Source organism: Azorhizobium sp. AG788, assembly GCF_943371865.1.
In the GTDB taxonomy this organism is placed as follows: Bacteria; Pseudomonadota; Alphaproteobacteria; order Rhizobiales; family Xanthobacteraceae; genus Azorhizobium.
Window position 1 is genome coordinate 1 of sequence record NZ_CALRWL010000014.1, and the last position, 19,717, is coordinate 19,717.

A 19,717-nucleotide genomic window follows, 5' to 3' on the forward strand; every position below is an offset into this window, starting at 1 on the left:
GCCTCGCCACGGGCGCGGATCAGGGCGCGGTGCCGTTGATGACCGCGCGCAGGCGCTGATAGAGCCGCGTGGCATAATCCAGCGCCGCATCGAAATCGGACTGGTTGGGCAGGGGCACCACCAGCGAATTGCCGGTGTCGGCCTTGGCGGCGGGACCGCGGGCAGCGAGTTGGGCCTGAAGGCGGCCGATTTCGGCCTCATAGGCATCGCGGCTGTCGGGCACCGCCAGACAGGCATAGCCGGTATCGCCCTTGCTGCAGAACGACACCTTGCCGGTTTCCACATCCAGCTTGAGGGCGCCGCCCTCCACCGGAGTGAAGCTGTAGCGCGGCTGGGTGCCGGCGGGCAAAGCGGCGCTGTTGGACGCCGCCGGCGGCGCCGGCTGCTGGGCCAAAGCGACAGCGGGCAGCAGCACCACACCGAGAACAAGCATCATCCGCCGCATGAAATCTCCTGACACAAGAAGGCCGCGCCGCGATCCTACCCGGAGGTGCTGACACTTTTACGCGCCCCGGAGCCGACGCTCATGGGCACGCTCGGTTCTGCCCGATCCGATCGGACGCCGGCACGCGGCCTGGAAGCCGCATGCCGTTGGGATACGTCACGATCGGGGCGGAACGGCGGCGTCAGGGCCGGAACGGCGCGCGGCCGGAGGTGAGGGCATCCTCCAGCAGATCGATCCGGTCCTGCCCCCAGAAGACTTCGCCGCTCAAAACGTATGAGGGGGCGCCGAACACGTCGCTGGCCAACGCCAGGGCGCCGTTGCCCGCATAGGCCTCCACCACGTCCGCAGCGTCCGCCCGTGTCACCAAGGCGGCACCGGGCAGGCCCACCTCATCGGCCAGAGCGGCCAGCACCGCCGGTTCGGCCAGGTCTTCCTGCTTCTGCCAAACGCCGGAGAACAGCCGCGGCAGCAGCGCGTCCACACTATGACCATCCAGGAGCGCCGCGATGACCAGGCGATCGGTCAGACTGGCGTCGAAGGGCCAATGGGTGGGCTGAATATGGAAGTCCAGGCCCAGCTTCAGCCGCCAGCGCTGCAATTCCACCAGCCGCAGCCGCTGCCGGGCGGGGGCGCGCTTGGCGAGCGGCAGGCCGCCGGTTTCGGCGAACACCGGCCCCAGCGCCACCGGGTGAAACACCACGTCGGCGCCGGCGCGGCGGGCCACCGCCATCAGGCGGTCATGGCCCAGGAAACTCCAGGGGCTGGCCAGCGAGAAGAAATAATCGATGCGTTGGGTCATGGCGCTCCTCCCTCTGCGGTGTGCTTAGCAGAGGCGGGCCGGAAGGGGGAGACCTGCTACACTCTATAAAACATGAAATAACTGTATATTTTATTTACTATTGACAGTTTGATGTGAAATTTCCAATCTGTTCGGCATGGGCGACGGTGCGTTCGTTTTACCAAACGCGCCCCGTCTTTTTGGTAGGTCCTCCCTGAAGGTAGACTGGCGCGGGTCCCCGGACCCGCGCCTCTTTTTTGCCGCCAGCTCCACCGCTTGCGCCGCCCGCCGCCGCAGGGCACCCTGTCCATGGCCAAGGTGACGCTTGCCAACCGACCGCGGCGGTTGCGCGGGATCAAGGCCGGCCCCTCGGCGACATGGGCTTATGAACGCGCAATGCCGAGGTCGGCCTCGGTGAGGGAGGGTCATATGCACCACCGCAGACTGCCCCAATGCCCCCATCCCCACAGCCGGGAGGCCTAAGCATGCCCAGCGCGCGCACCCGCAAGGAATTGCAGGCCCTCCATGCGGAGCTGGCGGAGACCGCCGCCGCGCCGGACGCCACGCCCAAACCCGCCCGCCGGACGCGTTCAGCCAAGGCGGCAGCGGGGACAGAGCCGTCCGCACACAGCGAAGCCGCCTCCCCTCCGCCGGAGACACCGGAAGCCGGCGCAAGCGCCCCGTCCACCCTTTCGGAGCTCCAGGCCCTGGTGCGCGAGCTTCAGGATGCCGTCCACGACGCCACCGAGACTGCCGAGGACGCCGTCACCGCCCATCCCACCGCCGCCCTGGCCTCCGCATTCCTGCTGGGGGTTCTGGTGGGCCGCGCGTGGCGGTGAGGTTTTGGCCATGATGATCGGGGATCACCCATGAATTTCGACAATGCCGCCCGGAACCTGCGGGTCCTGCTGCGCGCCAACACCATTATCGCCGATATCCGCCTGCGGGCGCTGGCCACCCGCGCCAGCCTCTACATGTTCGCGGCGCCGGTGGCCGCGTTCGGGCTGCTGATGCTGGATCTGGCGCTCTATCTGGCGCTGGCGGAGCTGTGGAGCCCGGTGCGGGCCGCCGCCACCATCGGCGCCGGCAATGTGGTGCTGGCCCTGGTCCTGGTAGCCATCGCCGCGCGGGTGAAGCCAGGGCGGGACCTCGACTTCGCCCAGGAGATTCACGCTTCGGCGATGGACGCCCTGGCCGGCGACCTGCGCGGCGCCGAGGCGGAGGTGCGGGCCATCGTCAATGTGGTGCGTCATCCGTTGGATTCAGCGCTGCCGGCTTTGGCCATCCCGCTGGTCACCAGCCTGATCCGCGGCTTCCGCAAGAGCGGCAAAGAGTAAGATTGGAGCGGGCTGGCCTCAGGCCTTGCGGGCCCAGCGGCCGTTTTCGTCTTGCTGCCAATAGGTGAGCGTATGCCCCGCCGCCTTGGCTTCGCGCCAGCGCTCGCGGGCGGCGCCCACTGCGGCGTCATCGCGACCGTCGAACATATGCACCACCCGCACATAAGGCGAGGCGTCCGGCACACTGGCCCCATCCACCAGGAAGCGCACGCTGGCGCCATTGGCATTGGCCTCCGTCGTGGTCAGCAGCACCGGCTGACGCTCCGGCTGCGGCTGGGCATCGGTGCCGTGGGGCAGGAACGAGGCGTCATTATAGGTCCAGAGCTGGGCGTCCAGCGCATCGCGCCGCTCCGGCGAGCCCACCTGCACCACGCACTTCCAGCCGCGCTCCAGCGACTTCTCCAACAGGGCCGGCAACGCCTCCTCCAGCGGCCGGCGCTCCAGATGGTAGAACAGGACTTCGGTCATGCTGCCACCAGAGGCTGGATTTCAGAGGCAGGGGAGATGTTCTCCCCTGCCGAGGACGAGCTCACTTCTCGTAATTGTCGCGCACCAGCTGGTCGAGCAGGCGCACGCCCCAGCCGGCGGCCCAGCTCTTGTTGATGTCGGTGGCGGGCGACCCCATGGCGGTGCCGGCCACGTCCAGATGCGCCCAGGGGGTCTTTTCCACATAGCGCTGGAGGAACTGCGCCGCAGTGATCGAGCCCGCATTGCGGCCGCCGGTGTTCTTCATGTCGGCGAACTTGCTGTCGATCAGCTTGTCATATTCCGGGCCGAGCGGCATGCGCCACACCCGCTCGCCCGTAGCCTGGCCGGCGGCGGTGAGCTGGGCGCTCAGGGTGTCGTCATTGGAGAACAGGCCGGCATAGTCCGAACCCAGCGCCACCAGGATGGCGCCGGTCAGCGTGGCCAGATCCACCATGAACTGCGGCTTGAAGCGGTCCTTGGTGTACCAGAGCACGTCCGCCAGCACGAGGCGGCCCTCGGCGTCGGTATTGATGATCTCGATGGTCTGGCCGGACAGCGAGGTGACAATGTCGCCGGGGCGCTGGGCGGCGCCGTCGGGCATGTTCTCGACAATGCCGATGACGCCCACCGCATTCACCTTGGCCTTGCGGGCGGCCAGCGCGTGCATCAAACCGGTGACGCAGGCAGCCCCGCCCATGTCGCCCTTCATGTCTTCCATTCCGGCGGCGGGCTTGATGGAGATGCCGCCGGTATCGAAGGTCACGCCCTTGCCGATGAAGGCCACCGGAGCGGTGCCGGGCAGGCCGCCGTTCCAGCGCATCACCACCACCCGGCTCTCCTTGATGGAGCCCTGGCCGACGCCCAGCAGCGCCCGCATGCCGATGCGCGAGAGATCCGCATCGTCCAGCACCTCCACCTCGACACCCACCGAGGTGAGCAGCGCGGCGCGGTTGGCGAACTCCGGCGGGTCGAGCACGTTGGAAGGCTCGTTCACCAGGTCGCGGGCCATCAGCACGCCCTCGGCCACCGGCGCTCGGTCGGCCCAGGCGCGGGTGGCGGACGCCACATCGGCCACCGACAAGGTGAAGGTCAGGGCGACCGGATCGGTCTCGTCGTCCTTCTTGCGGGTCTTGTAGCGATCGAACTTATAGCTGCGCAGCCGGGCGCCGAGCGCGATCTCGGCAGCCGCGTCCGGGCTGAACTTGCCGGTGGGCAGGTCCGCCACCAGCATCGCCGCCGTGGTGCCGGCGGGCAGCTTTCCCGCGGCGATGCCGCCGAGGCGCAGATAATCGGTGGACTTCAGCTCCGCGACCTTGCCGAGGCCCAGCACCACCAGCCGCGAGACCGGCAGCCCCTCGGGCGCGATCAGGTCCAGGGCGCCGCCCAGCTTGCCCTTGAAGCGGTCCGCCTCCATGGCCCGGGCCACGAAGTCCAGCACCGGCTTGAGCAGCTTCTGCGTCTCCTTGCCAAAGCCCAGCGTCTCATCGGTGAGGACGAGGAGGACGCCGGAGGGCGCCGCGCCGTGTTTGGCGAAAGAGATCGTCACGGGCTCGGACATGAGGCACTCCAAAAATGGTGATGTGGCAATCACGGGTGGATGCGCGGAAAGGTTACCCGCTCCTGTCTAGAACCCCGCAGGGCCAGAGGGAAGCAAGGGGGAGGCAGGTTTTTAACCAAATCGCGCCCCAGCCGGGCGTGGGTAAGGCACCCAGCCTCACAAGTGCGCGACTCGTGTGATGCGCCAGGCATCAACGGCCATGATCCCCTCAGGCCGGAGCGTTGAAGCTCTGCAAGGTCCGGGTGGGGAAATCATACAGTTTGCCGGTCTCGCCAAAGTCCGCGCGGCACAGATCGACGATGGCCACAGCGGCCTCTTCCGGGGTCGGCAGGGTCATCGGATCCTCGCCGGGAAACGCCTTGGCGCGCATGCCGGTGCGGATCGGGCCGGGATTGAACAGATTGACCTTGAGCGGGCCGGTGACGGTCTCCGCCGCCCAGGTACGGCCCAGGGTCTCCAGCGCGGCCTTGGTGATGGCGTACGGCCCCCAATAGGCCCGCGCCTTGTGCGCCGCGCCGGACGATACCAGCACCGCGCGGCCGGCGGGCGCCATGCGCAGCAGCGGGTCGAGCGAGCGCACCAGGCGGAAATTGGCGGTGAGATTGATGCTGACCGCCTTATCCCAGTCCTTCAGCTCCACATCGCGCAGCGGCGTCAGCGGCCCGAGGAAGCCGGCATTGCCCACGAACACATCGAGCCGGCCATAACGCTCGTACAGCGCGCCGCCGAGGCGGTCGATGGCGTCGTAATCGGTGATGTCCATGGGCACCAGGGTGGCGGAGCCGCCGGCGGCGACGATCTTGTCGTCCAGCTCTTCCAGCGCGCCTTCGGTGCGGCCAGTGGCGATCACATGGGCGCCGCCGGCCGCAAGGGCCACGGCCACGGCGGCACCGATGCCGCGGGTGGCGCCGGTGACGAGGGCGATCCTGTCGGCAAACGGCCGTTCGGTCATGGGGCGATCTCGATGGCAGGGATGGGGGACCGGCGCCGCCGGCCGCGGGGACCCGGCCGCACAGGACCGGTGTCCCGCGGCGGCCTCAGGGCTGGGGCCGCCGGAGGGTTAGGACTGTCGCTCTCAGCTGGCTTCGGCCAGCAGCGAAAGCTGCTGCGAGGCCACCGAGCCGGCGCGGTCGGTGAGCGGGGTGGGATAGTCGCCGGTGAAATAATGGTCGGAGAATTGCGGCCGCACCGGATCGCGCTCGCAGCCCAGCGCCCGGTACACGCCTTCCACCGACAGGAAGGCCAGCGAATCGGCGCCGATATAGCGGCGCATGCTCTCCAGATCGAGATTGGCCGCCAGCAGCTTGTCCCGGTCCGGCGTATCGATGCCGTAGAAATCGGGATGGGTGATGGGCGGCGAGGCGATGCGGAAATGCACTTCGCGGGCGCCGGCATCGCGCATCATCTGCACGATCTTCACCGAGGTGGTGCCGCGCACCAGGCTGTCGTCTACCAGCACGATGCGCTTGCCTTCCACCACCGAACGGTTGGCGGAGTGCTTCATGCGCACGCCCTGGTCCCGCACCGTCTGGGTGGGTTGGATGAAGGTCCGGCCCACATAATGGTTGCGGATGATGCCCAGCTCATAGGGGATGCCCGAGGCCTGGGAGAAGCCGATGGCCGCCGGCACGCCGGAATCCGGCACCGGCACCACCACGTCCGCCACCGCCGGGCCGTCCTTGGCCAGCATCTCGCCGAAGCTCTTGCGCACCTGATAGACGGAACGGCCGCCGACGATGGAATCGGGACGGGCGAAATAGATGTACTCGAACAGGCAGGGGCGGGCCGCCATTTCCGGGAACGGCTTGAAGGACTGCACGCCCTCGTCGTCGATCACGATGACTTCGCCATTCTCCACCTCGCGCACATAGCGCGCGCCGATGATGTCGAGGGCACAGGTCTCGGAGGCCAGGATCGGACAGCCGTCCAGCGAGCCCAGCACCAGCGGGCGGATGCCCAGCGGGTCGCGGGCGCCGATCAGCTTCTTGTTGGTCACCGCCACCAGCGCATAAGCCCCTTCCAGGGCGCGCAGGGCATCGATGAACCGGTCGATGAAGCGGTTCTTCTTCGACCGCGCCACCAGATGCAGGATCACCTCGGTATCGGTGGTGGACTGGGCGATGGCCCCGTCCCGCACCAGCTGCTTGCGCAGCGAAAGGCCATTGGTGAGGTTGCCATTGTGGCCGACCGCGAAGCCGCCGGCGTCCAGTTCGGCGAACAAAGGCTGCACATTGCGCAGCAGGGTCTCGCCGGTGGTGGAATAGCGCACATGGCCCACCGCGATGTGGCCCGGCAGGCGGGCGATCACGCGGGCATCGGAGAAGGCATCGCCCACCAGGCCCAGGCGGCGCTCGGAATGGAAGCGGCGGCCGTCATACGTGACCATGCCGGCGGCTTCCTGGCCGCGATGCTGGAGCGCATGCAGCCCGATGGCGGTGATGGCCGCCGCGTCGGGATGGTTGAAGATCCCGAACACCCCGCATTCCTCGCGCAGCGTATCGCCGTCGAGGTCGAGGTTCAGCGCCGTGCGCTCCCCCGCCCCTGCCGGCTCATAGCTGGCATGGTGGGCCGCCACATGGTGCGGGTCTTCAAGGGGGGACTTGTCGGTTCCCAAGGCGCTATCCAGATCCATCGATACCTCCGCCCGGCGATCACTGGCCGTTGGCGCGCGTGCTTTCGAGCAGCTGTTCGAACCCTTGCCGCTCACCGCGGCGGTATCCGGCATGACTAACTTCCGCGCTGGCGCTCGCCCCAGCAGCGACCGTGGTAGTCCCCCCACGCTCCGTCCGAGGGCCGCTGGTCGAATCCGGGGGAGCCCCGTCTTCGCTGGCTGGCGGCTTCTTAAGTCGTTTCAAGATGGTGTTTTCCGGATCATCCGGCAACAAGGAGACCAGCCAATCTCCGGTATTTTGCAAAACAGGGCGTGATTTGGCGTTCACGACCCATGGCGGCTGGGTCTTCTCCGGCACCAGCCAGTTGAAGAACAGGAAAGCGACCACCATCACCAAGAGGCCGCGAGCCAGCCCGAACACGAAGCCGAGGCTGCGATCCAGCGCGCCGATGCGGCTGTCCAGCACCGCATCCGACAGGCGGGCGCTGATGATGGTGACAATTAACAAGGTGCCGAGGAACAGCAGCGCCACGGTCACCACCGTCGCCACCATGTCCTGCGCCACATATTGTTTCGTGACGGGCAGAAGCTGGGGATAGAAATACAGGGTCACGCCGGCGGCGGCGACCCAGGACACGATGCTGAAGACTTCCCGCAGCAGACCGCGCACCATGGCAAGCAGGCCTGAAATCAGCATTACGCCGATCAGGATGAGATCGAGCAGCGTCACTGGCATCGGTGCAAAGATCCGTCGATGCGGCTGCCGTAAGGCAACCGGCGGGCCGATGGGGAAATGGCGGAGCGCCGTGAGCGGCGACGTATAGCTGGCAAGAAGGTCCCCGTCATCCTTCGTCTTGCTCCGACATCTCGGGCTTTGGCATCGCTGCCCTGCGTGGAGCGCGGGCGGCAATGCCCGCCACCAGCCCCGCCAGGGAGCCGATGGTGTCAGCGGTGAGCGTGCTGTTGCTGCCGTCCGCCAGCGCCGGCATCACCACTTTGTTAAAACCCAGCTTGGCGGCTTCCTTCAGCCGGGCCGCTGCCTGCGAGACCTGCCGCACCGCCCCGGTGAGGCTGACCTCGCCGAAATAAACCGCATCCGCCGGCAACGGCGCCCCCGTGAGCGAGGACACCAGCGCGGCCGCCACCGCCAGGTCCGCCGCCGGCTCGCTGATGCGCAGGCCGCCGGCCACGTTCAGATAGACATCATGGCCGCCGAGCCGCACGCCGCAGCGGGCATCCAGCACCGCCAGCACCATGGCGAGGCGATTGCTGTCCCAGCCCACCACCGCCCGGCGCGGCGTGCCCAGACTGGAGGGCGCCACCAGCGCCTGGATCTCCATCAGCAGCGGGCGGGTGCCCTCCATGCCGGCGAACACCGCGGTGCCCGGCGCGCCCAGATCGCGATGGGAGAGGAACAGCTCGGAGGGGTTGGGCACCTGCGACAGGCCGCGCCCGGTCATCTCAAACACGCCGATCTCGTCGGTGGGCCCGAAGCGGTTCTTCTGCGCCCGCAGGATGCGGAACTGGTTGGCGCCGTCGCCCTCGAACGAGAACACCGCGTCCACCATGTGCTCCACCACCCGGGGGCCGGCGATCTGGCCGTCCTTGGTGACGTGGCCCACCAGGATCACCGCCGCGCCGCTCTGCTTGGCAAAGCGCACCAGCAACTGGGCGGAGGTGCGCACCTGGGTGACCGTGCCCGGGGCGGATTCCACCGAGTCGCTCCACATGGTCTGGATCGAATCGATCACCACGAACTGCACCGGCGGCCCGGCTGCGAAGGTGGCAAGGATGTTCTCCGCATTGGTTTCGGCCGCCAGCGACACCGGCGCCTCGCCGAGGCCCAGGCGGGTGGCGCGCATGCGCACCTGATCCACCGCCTCTTCGCCCGACACATAGATGACCCGGTGGCCGGCATTGGCCAGAGCGGCGGAGGCCTGCACCAGCAAGGTGGACTTGCCGATGCCCGGATCGCCGCCCAAGAGCACGATGGAGCCCGGCACGAAGCCGCCGCCCGCCACCCGGTCCAGTTCGCCAATGCCGGAGATCATGCGCGGAGCGGGCTTGGCCTCGCCCTGCAGGCTTTCCAGCACCACGGCGCGGCCCTTGCGGCCGGAGCGCTGGGCCTGCGGCACGCTGGCGGCCAGGTTGGTCTCTTCGGAAATGGTGTTCCAGCCGCCGCAGGAATCGCATTTGCCTTGCCAGCGGTTATAGACCGCGCCGCAGGACTGGCAGGCAAAATACAGATCACGCTTGGCCATCAAACAGGGGCTCCAGAGCCAGGGCCGCCGCCGCGGCCTATCTTGCGCCGCACCGGCGGGTCTTGCGTGCGCGGCGCGGCTGCCGACGGCGCGACTGCTCAGGGCCGCACAAATCGATTCCGCCCGGCGGTGTTCGCCTTTAGCATTTTACACCCCGTCGGCGGAAACGCCGCATGGCCGCCATGAGCGCAACGCATTCCGCTGGCTGCGCTGACGATATAGCTTGCCATCCTGTTTTCCCCAGAACTGTAAGGACAGCGCAATGGCGCCGGCTTCCGTGGACCTGCTCGTTCTCATTCCCTTCTCGGCGCCCGAGCTGGCACGGCTTCAGGCGGCGTTTACCGTCACCTATGCCCCGACGCCCGACCTGCGCGCCGCAGCCATCGCTGCGGACGGCCCGAAGTTCCGCGCGGTCCTCACCCACGGCACCGCCGGCCTCACCGCCGCGGAGATGGACGCCCTGCCCAAGCTGGAAATGATCTCCTGCTATGGCGTCGGCTATGATCGCATCGACGTTCCCGCGGCCATCGCCCGCAACATCATCGTGACCCACGGCCCCGGCACCAACACCATCTCGGTGGCCGACCACACCATGGCGCTCATGCTGTCCGTCATCCGCGCCATTGCGGTGTCCGACCAGGAGGTGCGCGCCGGCTCCTGGCATGACGCCCGCCGCACCACGCCCGAACTCACCGGCCTGCGGCTCGGCCTGATCGGCTTCGGCGCCATCGCCCGCGAAGTGGCGCGGCGCTGCAATGCCGGCTTCGCCATGAGCGTCGCCTACCACAGCCGCCGCCGCGCGGCGGATACGGACTACACGTATTACGACACCGTGCTCGCGCTGGCGGAAGCCTCAGACGTGCTGGTGGTGGCCGCGCCCGGCGGCGCGCAGACCCGCCACATGGTCAATGCGGCGGTGCTGACCGCGCTGGGCCCGCAGGGCTATCTGATCAATATCGCCCGCGGATCTCTGGTGGACACCGAGGCGCTCATCGCCGCGCTGAACGACCACCGCATCGCCGGTGCCGGCCTCGACGTGGTGGACGGCGAGCCTGCGGTGCCGCCGGCTTTGCTGACCGCGCCGAACCTGGTGATCACCCCGCACAGCGCAGGCCGCTCACCCAACTCTGTGGACAATATGAGCGCACTGGCACTGAAGAATCTCAACGCCCACTTCTCGGGGCGCCCGGTGCTGACGCCCGTGCCGGAATGCGCGCCCAAGGCGGCGTGAGGACGGGCCATCCAATGCCAGGCCGCCTGACGCGGCCTGGTCGCGAGCATGCGAGGCCGGTCAGCCGGCCTTGCGATACTGGCGCGGCGCGCGGGTGCTGAGCAGCAGTTCGATCTCGCTCAGCACCGCATCGGCATCCACCACCAGGGGGATGACCACGCCCTCGTCCTCAACCGGCGTGGGCGAGGTGAGCGCAGGATGCGTCAAGTCGCGTGCCAGCACATCGTGCAGCAAAGCGAGTTGGCCCGCCTCGCGGGTGTCGCGGGCGCGCTCATGCACCGCCAGCAGATGAAGAGCCTCCCGCCAGACGGAAGCGGTGTCGGCATAGCGGCCGCTCGCCACCAGGGCGGCGACATAGGCCTCGTCAGACGAAGAGAGAAGCGTGGGGTCCACCATGGCGACCGATCCTGCCGCGAATCGTTTCGCGGATGGGGAATCATCGCTTTGCTGGCGCCAGGCTGTCGAGGGGCCTTGGTCCCTTTGCGTCAGATGATTCCTTTTGTCGCGGCACCCGCGCTGGAACCAATCGCGATCAGCCCCCGACCCCACCCATATAGATCCGTTGATACCGCGACCCCAGGGAGGTCAGCACCTCATAGCCGATGGTGCGGCCGTGGGCGGCCAGTTCGTCCACGCCGATGCCGTCGCCCAACAGCACCGCGCTGTCTCCCCGCCCGGCATCGGGCACGTCGGTGACGTCGACGGCGGTGAGGTCCATGGATACCCGGCCCACCAGCGGACAGCGCCGGCCACGCACCATCGCATCCGCCCCAGGCGATCCATCGGAAGCGCCGAAGGCGCGCAAAAAGCCGTCCGCATAGCCCAGCGACAGGATGGCGATCCGGCTGGGCCGCGTCAGGCACTGGGCGGCGCCATAGCCCACGGTCTCACCGGCGTCCGCCTCGCGCACCTGGATGATGGGCACCTCCAGCCGCACCACAGAGCGTAGCGGCGCGCCGCCTGCTACCGGGGTGCCGCCATACATGGCGATGCCCGGCCGGACCAGATCGAAATGGAACGAGGGATCGGTCAGGGTGCCGGCGGAATTGGCCAGCGAGGCCATGACACCGGGAAATGCCGCCGCCACCTGCGCAAATCGCGCCTTCTGGATCGCGGTCAGGGGATGGTCCGGGGCGTCCGCGCAGGCCAGATGGGTCATCACCAGCGAGGGTGTGAAGCCGAGACCGGCGCCGTCGGCCGCCAGCGCCAGCGCCGCATCGACGCTCACCCCCAGGCGGTTCATGCCGGTGTCCACGTGCAGCGCCGCCGGCCGGTCGGCGCCGCTCTCACCGCAGAAGCCGGCCCATTCGGCAATTTCCGGCAGGCTGCCCAGAACGGGGCGCAGATCGAGGCCGGCGAAGTCCGGCCCGAGACCCGGCAGCAACCCGCCCAGCACATAGATCGTGGCGTCCGGCAGCAAGGCCCGCAAGGCGCGGCCTTCCTCGAACACCGCCACGAAGAAGATGCGCGCACCGGCGGCCCACAAAGCGGGTGCCGCCGCGGCGATGCCGAGGCCATAGGCATCTGCCTTCACCACCGCCGCGCTGGCGGCGGGCGCCGCCAGATCCGCCAGCGTCCGCCAATTGGCGGTCAGCGCGCCAAGGTCGATGGTCAGGCGTCCGGCGCCCCGCGGCGCCTCATGCAGCCGCGCCGTTGAGGTCAGCACCGGGTTCATCGTCCGTTATCCAACTGCGTCAGTGGTGATCCGGCAGGCGATCTTCGCGCGCCAAATTCTGGAAGCGGGTGTATTGCGCCTCGAAGTGCACCTTCACCGATCCCGTGGGACCGTGGCGCTGCTTGCCGATGATGACTTCCGCCACCGCCTCGGCCGCCTTCATGTCGGTTTCCCACTTGAACCAGTCCTCGGTGCCCGGCTTCGGCTCGCGGCCCTTGAGGTAATATTCCTCGCGGTACACGAACATCACCACGTCGGCGTCCTGCTCGATAGAACCTGATTCGCGCAGATCCGACAGCTGCGGCCGCTTGTCCTCCCGCTGCTCCACCTGACGGGAGAGCTGGGACAGCGCCATGATCGGCACGTTCAATTCCTTGGCCAGGGCCTTCAGGCCGGTGGTGATCTCGGTGATTTCCTGCACCCGGTTCTCCTGGCCCTTCTTGCCGGAGCCGGTGAGCAGCTGGAGATAGTCCACCACCATGAAGTTCAGCCCCCGCTGGCGCTTCAGGCGCCGGGCGCGGGCGACCAATTGGGCGATGGAGATGCCGCCGGTGTCATCGATATAGAGCGGCACCACCTGCATGGATTGGGCGGCGGCGGCCAGCTTGGAGAACTCGCTCTCGGAGATGTCGCCGCGGCGGATCTTGTAGGACGGGATCTCCGCCTGTTCCGCCAGGATACGGGTGGCCAATTGCTCCGACGACATTTCCAGCGAGAAGAAGCCGACGATGCCGCCGGAGACCGCCTCGATGCTGCCGTCGGGCTTGGTCTCGCCGCGATAGGCGGCGGCGATGTTGTAGGCGATATTGGTGGCCAGAGCCGTCTTGCCCATGGCCGGACGCCCCGCCAGGATGATCAGATCCGACGATTGCAGGCCGCCCATCTGGTGGTCGAGATCGTCCAGCCCGGTGGCGACGCCCGACAGATGGCCCTCGCGCTGGAAGGCGCGGCTGGCCATGTCCACCGACAGGCGCAGCGCCTCGCCGAAGCGCACGAAGCCACCGTCATAGCGACCGCTCTCGGCGATGGTGTAGAGGCGCTTTTCCGCTTCCTCGATCTGCTCCTGGGGAGAGGAGTCCACCTCGGCATCATAGGCCTCGTTGACGATCTCCTCGCCGATGCGGATGAGATCGCGGCGGATGGCCAGATCATAGATGGCGCGGCCGTAGTCCTCGGCATTGATGATGGTGGTGGCTTCGGCGGCAAGGCGCGCCAGATATTGCGGGGCATTCAGGCCGCCGATGTCGAGATCAGGCGGCAGGAAGGTCTTCAGCGTCACCGGCGTGGCGATCTTGCCGGCCCGCACCAGGGAGCCGATCAGCTCATAAATCTTGGCGTGCAGCGGCTCGAAGAAATGTTCGGCCTTGAGGAAATCGGAGACCCGGTAATAGGCCTCGTTATTCACCAGCACGGCGCCCAGCAGCGCCTGCTCGGCCTCCACATTGTGGGGCGCCTGGCGGTAGGCGGGCAGATCGTCCTGCGACGCGGCAATATCGAGCATCGGTCACGTTCTGGTTCGGGGTGCGGTGCTTCCTTGTAACAGACTGCGGCGGGTCTCAGCCCTGTGCCGCGTGCTGCTGTCCCCTGTGAAGAATTACGGGGACGACTCGGGGCAGCCGCTTGCCTGTGGCCAGCCGCCCCTTGCCGATTCTCACATCTTCCACCGCCGCACAAGACGACCGGGAGGAAGGCGGACCGGGGACTACTCCCCGGCCAGGCGCATGGGTTCCGCGCGGACGGCGAACTCCGCGGCCCGCAGCCGCTCCTCGGCGGCACCCAGATAATCGCGGGTCAGCGGCACCGCATCCTGGCGCCGGGCAATCTGGATCTGGAAGATCATCAGGCCCTGGTAGCGGAAGGCCATTTCCGAGCCCGCGAGGTAGAATTCCCACATGCGGACGAACTTTTCGTCCGTCATCTGCTGGGCTTCGGCGCGATGGGCGAGGAAGCGCTCGCGCCAGGCCTTCAGGGTCTCGGCATAGTGCAGGCGCAGAATCTCCACATCGGTGACCACCAGCCCCGCTTTCTCGATCTGCGGCAGCACCTCGGACAAAGCGGGGATATAGCCGCCGGGAAAGATGTATTTGGCGATCCAGGGATTGGTCACGCCCGGCGGATCGGACCGGCCGATGGCATGCAGCATCATCACCCCGTCCTCGGTCAGCAGATCGCGGGCCTTGCGGAAGAAGGTGCCGTAATGGGCGATGCCCACATGCTCGAACATGCCCACGGAGACGATGCGGTCGAAGCGCTCGGCAATGTCGCGATAGTCCTGGAGGCGGAAATCCACCCTCCGCTCCAGGCCCTTCTCCCGTACCCGTGCCTTCGCGACCCCCAATTGCTCCTTGGACAGGGTGACGCCGGTGACATCTGCCCCACCCACCTCCGCCATGTACAGCCCAAGGCCACCCCAGCCGCAGCCGATATCCAACAGCTTCAGACCGGGTTTATCCAGCGCCAGCTTGGCCGCCAAATGCCGCTTCTTGGCCAGTTGGGCGTCATCGAGCGACTGGCCGGGAAACTCGAAATAGGCGCAGGAATATTGCCGGTCGGAATCGAGGAACAGGGAATAGAGGCGTCCGTCGATATCATAATGGTGCGCCACGTTGCGCTTCGACCGTGCGCGCGGATTGAACTGCGCCAGCCGTCGCCCCGCCATGCGCAGCCAGAGCAGAAGGCGCGCGGTCAGCGTCGGCGTTATCGCGCCCGGCTCGGCCATCAGGACGTCCAGCAAATCGGCGATACTGCCCTGCTCGACCACCAGAGTGCCGTCGGTCACGGTCTCCCCGAGCTGCATCTCGGGATCGAACAACAAGCGCAGCTCCGCCGCCGCAGTGGTGAACCGCACACGGACCTTCGGCGTCCCCGTGCCGACCACATAGGTTCGGCCGGCGGCGGTCGTGACACCCAGGCTGCCGCGCGTGACCACGCGGCGCAAGACCACTTCAAGTAATCCCTCCATCGCACAGCCTCCGTCAGAGAACCATCTTTTGCTCCTCCTGGTCCGGTTCTGGGTCCGGAACTCCACCTTGGCAGCAAATGACAGCATCTCCGCGGCAATCCGGCAATATGCCTTTACGTCAACTGCGCAAACGAAAAACGCCCGGCACAAGGCCGGGCGTTTTCCTCAAGCGTACGGAGAGGGATCGAGGCTCAGGCCTCGGTGGCCTCTTCTTCAACTTCTGCGACATCTTCCGCCTCGGCCTCAACCGCGACTTCGACCTCGTCGTCATCCTCGTCGCCGGGGCGGCGGGCTTCTTCGCCGCGGGCGAGACGAGCGGCTTCGTCGGCGTTGCGCGCCACGTTGACGATGACCTTGACCTCGACTTCCGGATGCAGCGCCACGGGCAGCGTGTGCAGACCGATGGTCTTGATCGGGTGGTTCAGCACGATCTGCTGGCGATCCACGGTGAAGCCGGCGGCCTCGAAGGCAGCGGCGATGTCGCGGGTGGACACCGAGCCGTAGAGCTGGCCGGTGTCGCCGGCCTGGCGCAGGATCACGACGCTCTGGCCGTCCAGCTTGGCGGCGACCGCGGTGGCCTCGGTCTTCAGCTCCAGGTTCCGGGCTTCCAGCTGGACCTTCATGGTCTCGAACCGGGCGCGATTGTCCTTGGTGGCGCGCAGCGCCTTGCCGTTGGACAGGAGGAAGTTGCGGCCGTAGCCATCGCGCACGCGCACCACGTCGCCGATCTGACCCAGCTTGGCCACGCGCTCCAGAAGAATGACGTCCATTTTAAGCTCCTTGTTTGTGTGTTCAGGTGTCGAGGATTGAGAAAGGCGAACAGGTTCGCCGGTGTCAGTGATCGTTGGCGGCCGGTGGGCCGCCGCCGGTGCCGAAGCGCCGGCGCAGGTCGAACATGGCGTCCAGAACGCCCAGAAGGGCGATCACCAGGGCTGGCCAGCCAATGGCCAGCGTCAGCACCCAGGCAGCCGTCAGGATGAAGGGGCGGCCCGCCCGTCCCCGCGTCAGGAAGTGCAGCACCGCGAACCCCGCCGCCGCATAAGCGACGATCAAGGTGGCGCCCGCCGCTGCCGCGCACAGGCCGAGCAGGCCCGGCAGCATGGCCCCGGCCACCAGAACCGCCAGCACCACCGGGGTCGAGGCCGGCAGCCGCGTGGCCGCCAAATCCGGCCACGGCCGCGCCAGCCGGCCGGACAGTTTTGCCGCCCGGCCCGCGAGATAGAGGCAGCCCAGTTGGGTCGCCAGCATCAGCGAGGCGGCGGTTGGCGGCAGGATGGCGGCGACCATGGTGCCCATGGCGGCTGGATCACCGCTGGCGGGAACCGGCCCCAAGGGGGACGCCCCCTGCGCCTTCACGAAGGCGTTGAAGGCCATGACAATGGCGTCGCGATAGACCTCATAGCTGCCGGCCAGAGAGAACAGCGCCACCATGACGCTCAGCGTCGCCAGTGCGGCGCCGACCATCATGACATTGCCAATGGCGAACCAGGCCAAGCCGTCGCGGGCCGCCGGATCGCTGCGGGCGAGCAGAACGCAATAGGCCAAAGCCCAGGCCGGCATGCCGATGCCCATGAAATAGGCCAGCATGAAGGTGACGCCATAGATCAGGCTAAGCCCGAGGCATGCCGCCACCACGCCAATGGCAGCGGAGACATGGGAGAAGGCGAGGCCGGCGATCATCAGCGGCAGCGGGGCAAGATAGAACAAGGGGACGGCCAGCACCGATCCCGACGCCACGCCGGCGACGAGAAGCGCGGACGTGGCGCCCGCGGCGATGCCAATCAGAAGATGCGGTCCCATGGACGAGCTGTCCCGCTGGTGCGGTTAGAGGTGGATCGATGTCCACCCCAGCAGACGCCGCGGGGATCAGTCCCGGCGACGCGTCGAATTCAACAACACCCGCCCCGTTGCCGGGGCGGGTGCAACGTCACGCCTTGCGGCGAACGACGATCAGCGGATGACGAACGGCAGCAGGCCGAGGAACCGCGCCCGCTTGATGGCGGTCGACAGTTCACGCTGCTTCTTCGCGGACACCGCAGTGATGCGGCTCGGCACGATCTTGCCGCGCTCGGAGATGTAGCGCTGCAGGAGACGCACATCCTTGTAGTCGATCTTCGGCGCATTCGGGCCGGAGAACGGGCAGGTCTTGCGACGACGGAAGAACGGACGGCGCTGGCCGCCGGCCCCACCAGCTTGAGCGAAAGCCATCAGACCGTCTCCTCGCTGGGGGTCTCTTCACGGTCGCGCGGACGGCGCGGGCGGTCATCACGGTCACGGCCGCCGAAGCCGCCGCCACCGCCGAAGCCACGGTCGCCGCCGAAGCCGCGATCGCCACGGTCGCCGCGATCGTCACGGTCACGCTTCTGGAGCATGGCGGAGGGGACCTCCTCCAGCTCTTCCACGCGCACGGTGATGAAGCGCAGGACGTCTTCGTCGATGCCCATCTGGCGCTCCATCTCCTGAACCGCCGCCGGGGGGGCGTCGATGTTCATGAGCGTGAAGTGCGCCTTGCGGTTCTTGTTGATGCGATACGTCAAGGTCTTCACGCCCCAGGACTCAACCTTGGGGACAGACCCGCCGTTCGCTTCGATGACACCCTTGAATCGGGTGGTCAGTTCCTCGACCTGCTGCGCCGTAACGTCCTGGCGCACGAGGAACACGTGCTCGTAGAGCGACATGTGTTCTTAAGCCTTTCCTGTTCATCCGCCCCCGGCGCCAAGCCCTTTCGAACCTTAAGGAAAGGCTCGTTTGCTCGGAAGGCGGGGACACGGGACGACGGATCTTTCAACCCTATTGCCCGCACCATCGGCTTTCGCTTATGGCAACAGGCAACCGTCCGTTCAGCCCCCGGCCGGGGCAACGGAAGCGGGGCGTATAGCAGCTTCTGGCGCAAACGCAAGGCTGGTGCCCGGTTTACCAGCCTTGGGCGCCAAGCCAACCAGGCGGTGCCGGGCCAGGGTCCGGCAGATCCACGCGCAGCATGCAGACGGGACGAAGCCGGTCGATGATACCGCATTTCAGGATGTTTGCCGGCTATAATGCCTAGACCAATGCGCCTCGATGCGGCGACCGCCGAACTGACGCCTACGGAATTCACGGCCGACCGCGGCACCTTCTTCCTTCCACTCGGTGCACGGCATATTCACCGCGCTGACAGGGCGGGCGCCGGACGTTGATCTGCTGTATTATCAGCGGGCCATTGCCGCCGGAACGATCTGGCCGGACCGGCTTGCCGTAAGAAATACCGCACCACCCTTCGGCCCGTCGGCAGCGTCAGCCTCAACACGGCCATGAAGGATAGAGAAAAAAGAGGAAAGTCAGCCTGCCGGGCGCGGGGCCTTGCGCCTCACCCCCGACGCTTTGGGTCCGTAGGGCAAGCGCATCACGCCTGGATTGCAGGACGCGGCCTCGTATCGGACCCGGACCGTCGCCATCGCAGCGTGTCGCAAAGCAGAGGAATGGGTGGCGGCGAGCCATGAGTGTACCAGAGGAATCCAACGCGGCACTGCCCATTCAGCTCGTCCGCTGCGCGGCGGGGCATTATCACGTGCCCGGCCCGTGCCCCATCTGCGATGCCGCCACCGACGCCCAGGCCCACGTCCAGACTCCGAGCCCCTCCCAGGCCCTGGCTTTCCCCAGGCGGCGCAGCCCGCTGTCGTGGTTGTTCCTGTTCAATGTGATCGCCGCGTCTTTGGCGCTGGTGGCGGTGGCGGTGGCGTGGGTGGCGGTGTTCCATGAGCCCAACCGCCCCGTACCAGCCAAGGTGGAACAAGTGGCGCAGGTCCAGCCGTCCGCGCCCGCCGCACCCGCCGTGCAGAGCGCGCAGGCCGTCCAGGCCGCTGCCGCGGTCCAGCCGCCGGCCATTGCGCCGGAGCCGGTGACGGAAGCGCCGGCGGCAACCGCCCTCCAACCCGCGCCCATGCCGCTGCCCCGGCCCGCCAGCGCCGAGACGACGGTCGCGGCCGCGGACGACCCGGCAGCCGCGCCACAGGCGCCCAAGCCTCCGGGTGCGGACCCCGCACCCCCGCCCGCCAATCCGGCTTTGATGGCCGCCCTGATGCCGCAGCCGCCCCGCTCCAGCCTGCCCTTGCCGCAGCGGCTGGGCGTGCCGCCCAGCATCATCCAGCAGGTGCGTTGGCTTGACGGGCGCACCATCGAAATCCTGGTGCGGGCGCTGGATCGCCAGCCGGACGAAACCGACGTGATTGAGGAGCGGCCCAGCGGCGATGTGGTCCGGGGCCGGCTGCGCGGCGGGCCACGTCCGTGCCGCTATATGGAACTCTACCCCGCCCAGCGCAGCAATGCCTTCATGCTGCTGCGCTTCTGTCCCGATGCCATGGGCCGCTGGATGGGCCAGGAGGCCAACGGCTACTGACTCGGAGGGAGCGGCC

The 19,717-nt window shown here is 67.6% G+C and carries 20 protein-coding genes; 4 read left to right on the forward strand and 16 right to left on the reverse strand.

Annotation, left to right across the window (positions count from 1 at the left end):
• Positions 1-19: 19 nt before the first annotated feature.
• Both AAG816_RS10320 and AAG816_RS10325 read right to left on the reverse strand, forming a co-directional pair.
• Positions 20-436, reverse strand: a complete 417-nt coding sequence (locus AAG816_RS10320; RefSeq protein ID WP_341989528.1) for a hypothetical protein — start codon at positions 434-436, stop codon at positions 20-22.
• 190 nt (positions 437-626) lie between these two features.
• Positions 627-1,244, reverse strand: a complete 618-nt coding sequence (locus tag AAG816_RS10325; protein WP_341989529.1) for a 2-hydroxychromene-2-carboxylate isomerase — start codon at positions 1,242-1,244, stop codon at positions 627-629.
• A gap of 464 nt (positions 1,245-1,708) precedes the next feature.
• On the opposite strand from AAG816_RS10325, the gene AAG816_RS10330 reads away from it, so the two are divergent.
• Together AAG816_RS10330 and AAG816_RS10335 are read left to right on the forward strand one after the other, a co-directional pair.
• Positions 1,709-2,062, forward strand: a complete 354-nt coding sequence (locus AAG816_RS10330) for a hypothetical protein (protein ID WP_341989530.1) — start codon at positions 1,709-1,711, stop codon at positions 2,060-2,062.
• A 30-nt stretch (positions 2,063-2,092) separates the two neighbouring features.
• A complete protein-coding gene (locus tag AAG816_RS10335) occupies positions 2,093-2,560 on the forward strand; it encodes a phage holin family protein (protein ID WP_341989531.1) in 468 nt (155 codons plus the stop codon).
• A gap of 18 nt (positions 2,561-2,578) precedes the next feature.
• On the opposite strand, the gene AAG816_RS10340 is transcribed toward AAG816_RS10335, so the two are convergent.
• The 6 genes from AAG816_RS10340 to radA form a co-directional block, all read right to left on the reverse strand.
• On the reverse strand, positions 2,579-3,028 hold the full coding sequence (locus tag AAG816_RS10340; protein ID WP_341989532.1) for a DNA polymerase III subunit chi: 450 nt from the start codon (positions 3,026-3,028) through the stop codon (positions 2,579-2,581).
• Between the two features lie 61 nt (positions 3,029-3,089).
• Positions 3,090-4,586 (reverse strand): leucyl aminopeptidase, encoded by a 1,497-nt coding sequence (locus AAG816_RS10345; RefSeq protein WP_341989533.1) that lies wholly within the window; start codon positions 4,584-4,586, stop codon positions 3,090-3,092.
• Positions 4,587-4,794: 208 nt separating this feature from the next.
• Positions 4,795-5,538 carry an SDR family NAD(P)-dependent oxidoreductase gene (locus AAG816_RS10350; RefSeq protein ID WP_341989534.1) on the reverse strand — a complete coding sequence of 248 codons (744 nt, stop codon included), beginning with the start codon at positions 5,536-5,538 and terminating at the stop codon, positions 4,795-4,797.
• A gap of 123 nt (positions 5,539-5,661) precedes the next feature.
• Positions 5,662-7,218 (reverse strand): amidophosphoribosyltransferase, encoded by a 1,557-nt coding sequence (gene purF / locus AAG816_RS10355; RefSeq protein ID WP_341989535.1) that lies wholly within the window; start codon positions 7,216-7,218, stop codon positions 5,662-5,664.
• Positions 7,219-7,237: 19 nt separating this feature from the next.
• Positions 7,238-7,933: a CvpA family protein gene (locus tag AAG816_RS10360; RefSeq protein ID WP_341989536.1), complete on the reverse strand. Its 696-nt coding sequence runs from the start codon at positions 7,931-7,933 to the stop codon at positions 7,238-7,240.
• A 106-nt stretch (positions 7,934-8,039) separates the two neighbouring features.
• Positions 8,040-9,458, reverse strand: coding sequence for a DNA repair protein RadA (gene radA / locus AAG816_RS10365; protein ID WP_341989537.1), 1,419 nt, complete (start codon positions 9,456-9,458; stop codon positions 8,040-8,042).
• A 262-nt stretch (positions 9,459-9,720) separates the two neighbouring features.
• Between radA and AAG816_RS10370 the strand changes: the two genes are divergently transcribed.
• Positions 9,721-10,689 (forward strand): 2-hydroxyacid dehydrogenase, encoded by a 969-nt coding sequence (locus tag AAG816_RS10370; RefSeq protein WP_341989538.1) that lies wholly within the window; start codon positions 9,721-9,723, stop codon positions 10,687-10,689.
• Positions 10,690-10,749: 60 nt separating this feature from the next.
• Here AAG816_RS10370 and AAG816_RS10375 read toward each other — a convergent pair whose 3' ends face one another.
• From AAG816_RS10375 to rpsF, 8 genes are all read right to left on the reverse strand, one after another.
• Entirely contained in the window at positions 10,750-11,085 is a 336-nt protein-coding gene (locus tag AAG816_RS10375) for a hypothetical protein (protein ID WP_341989539.1), read from the reverse strand.
• 136 nt (positions 11,086-11,221) lie between these two features.
• Entirely contained in the window at positions 11,222-12,364 is a 1,143-nt protein-coding gene (gene alr, locus AAG816_RS10380) for an alanine racemase (RefSeq protein WP_341989540.1), read from the reverse strand.
• 19 nt (positions 12,365-12,383) lie between these two features.
• Positions 12,384-13,865, reverse strand: a complete 1,482-nt coding sequence (locus AAG816_RS10385) for a replicative DNA helicase (RefSeq protein WP_341989541.1) — start codon at positions 13,863-13,865, stop codon at positions 12,384-12,386.
• A gap of 201 nt (positions 13,866-14,066) precedes the next feature.
• A complete protein-coding gene (locus AAG816_RS10390) occupies positions 14,067-15,326 on the reverse strand; it encodes a cyclopropane-fatty-acyl-phospholipid synthase family protein (RefSeq protein WP_341989542.1) in 1,260 nt (419 codons plus the stop codon).
• A 191-nt stretch (positions 15,327-15,517) separates the two neighbouring features.
• Positions 15,518-16,096 (reverse strand): 50S ribosomal protein L9, encoded by a 579-nt coding sequence (rplI, locus tag AAG816_RS10395; RefSeq protein WP_341989543.1) that lies wholly within the window; start codon positions 16,094-16,096, stop codon positions 15,518-15,520.
• A 64-nt stretch (positions 16,097-16,160) separates the two neighbouring features.
• On the reverse strand, positions 16,161-17,126 hold the full coding sequence (locus AAG816_RS10400) for a DUF2232 domain-containing protein (protein ID WP_341989544.1): 966 nt from the start codon (positions 17,124-17,126) through the stop codon (positions 16,161-16,163).
• A gap of 150 nt (positions 17,127-17,276) precedes the next feature.
• Positions 17,277-17,534, reverse strand: a complete 258-nt coding sequence (gene rpsR, locus AAG816_RS10405; RefSeq protein ID WP_341989545.1) for a 30S ribosomal protein S18 — start codon at positions 17,532-17,534, stop codon at positions 17,277-17,279.
• Complete coding sequence (gene rpsF, locus AAG816_RS10410) at positions 17,534-18,004, reverse strand: 30S ribosomal protein S6 (RefSeq protein WP_341989546.1); 471 nt, start codon at positions 18,002-18,004, stop codon at positions 17,534-17,536. The genes rpsR and rpsF overlap by 1 nt, the downstream gene beginning before the upstream one ends.
• Positions 18,005-18,801: 797 nt before the next feature.
• Here rpsF and AAG816_RS10415 point away from each other — a divergent pair.
• Positions 18,802-19,701, forward strand: a complete 900-nt coding sequence (locus tag AAG816_RS10415; protein WP_341989547.1) for a hypothetical protein — start codon at positions 18,802-18,804, stop codon at positions 19,699-19,701.
• Positions 19,702-19,717: the final 16 nt, after the last annotated feature.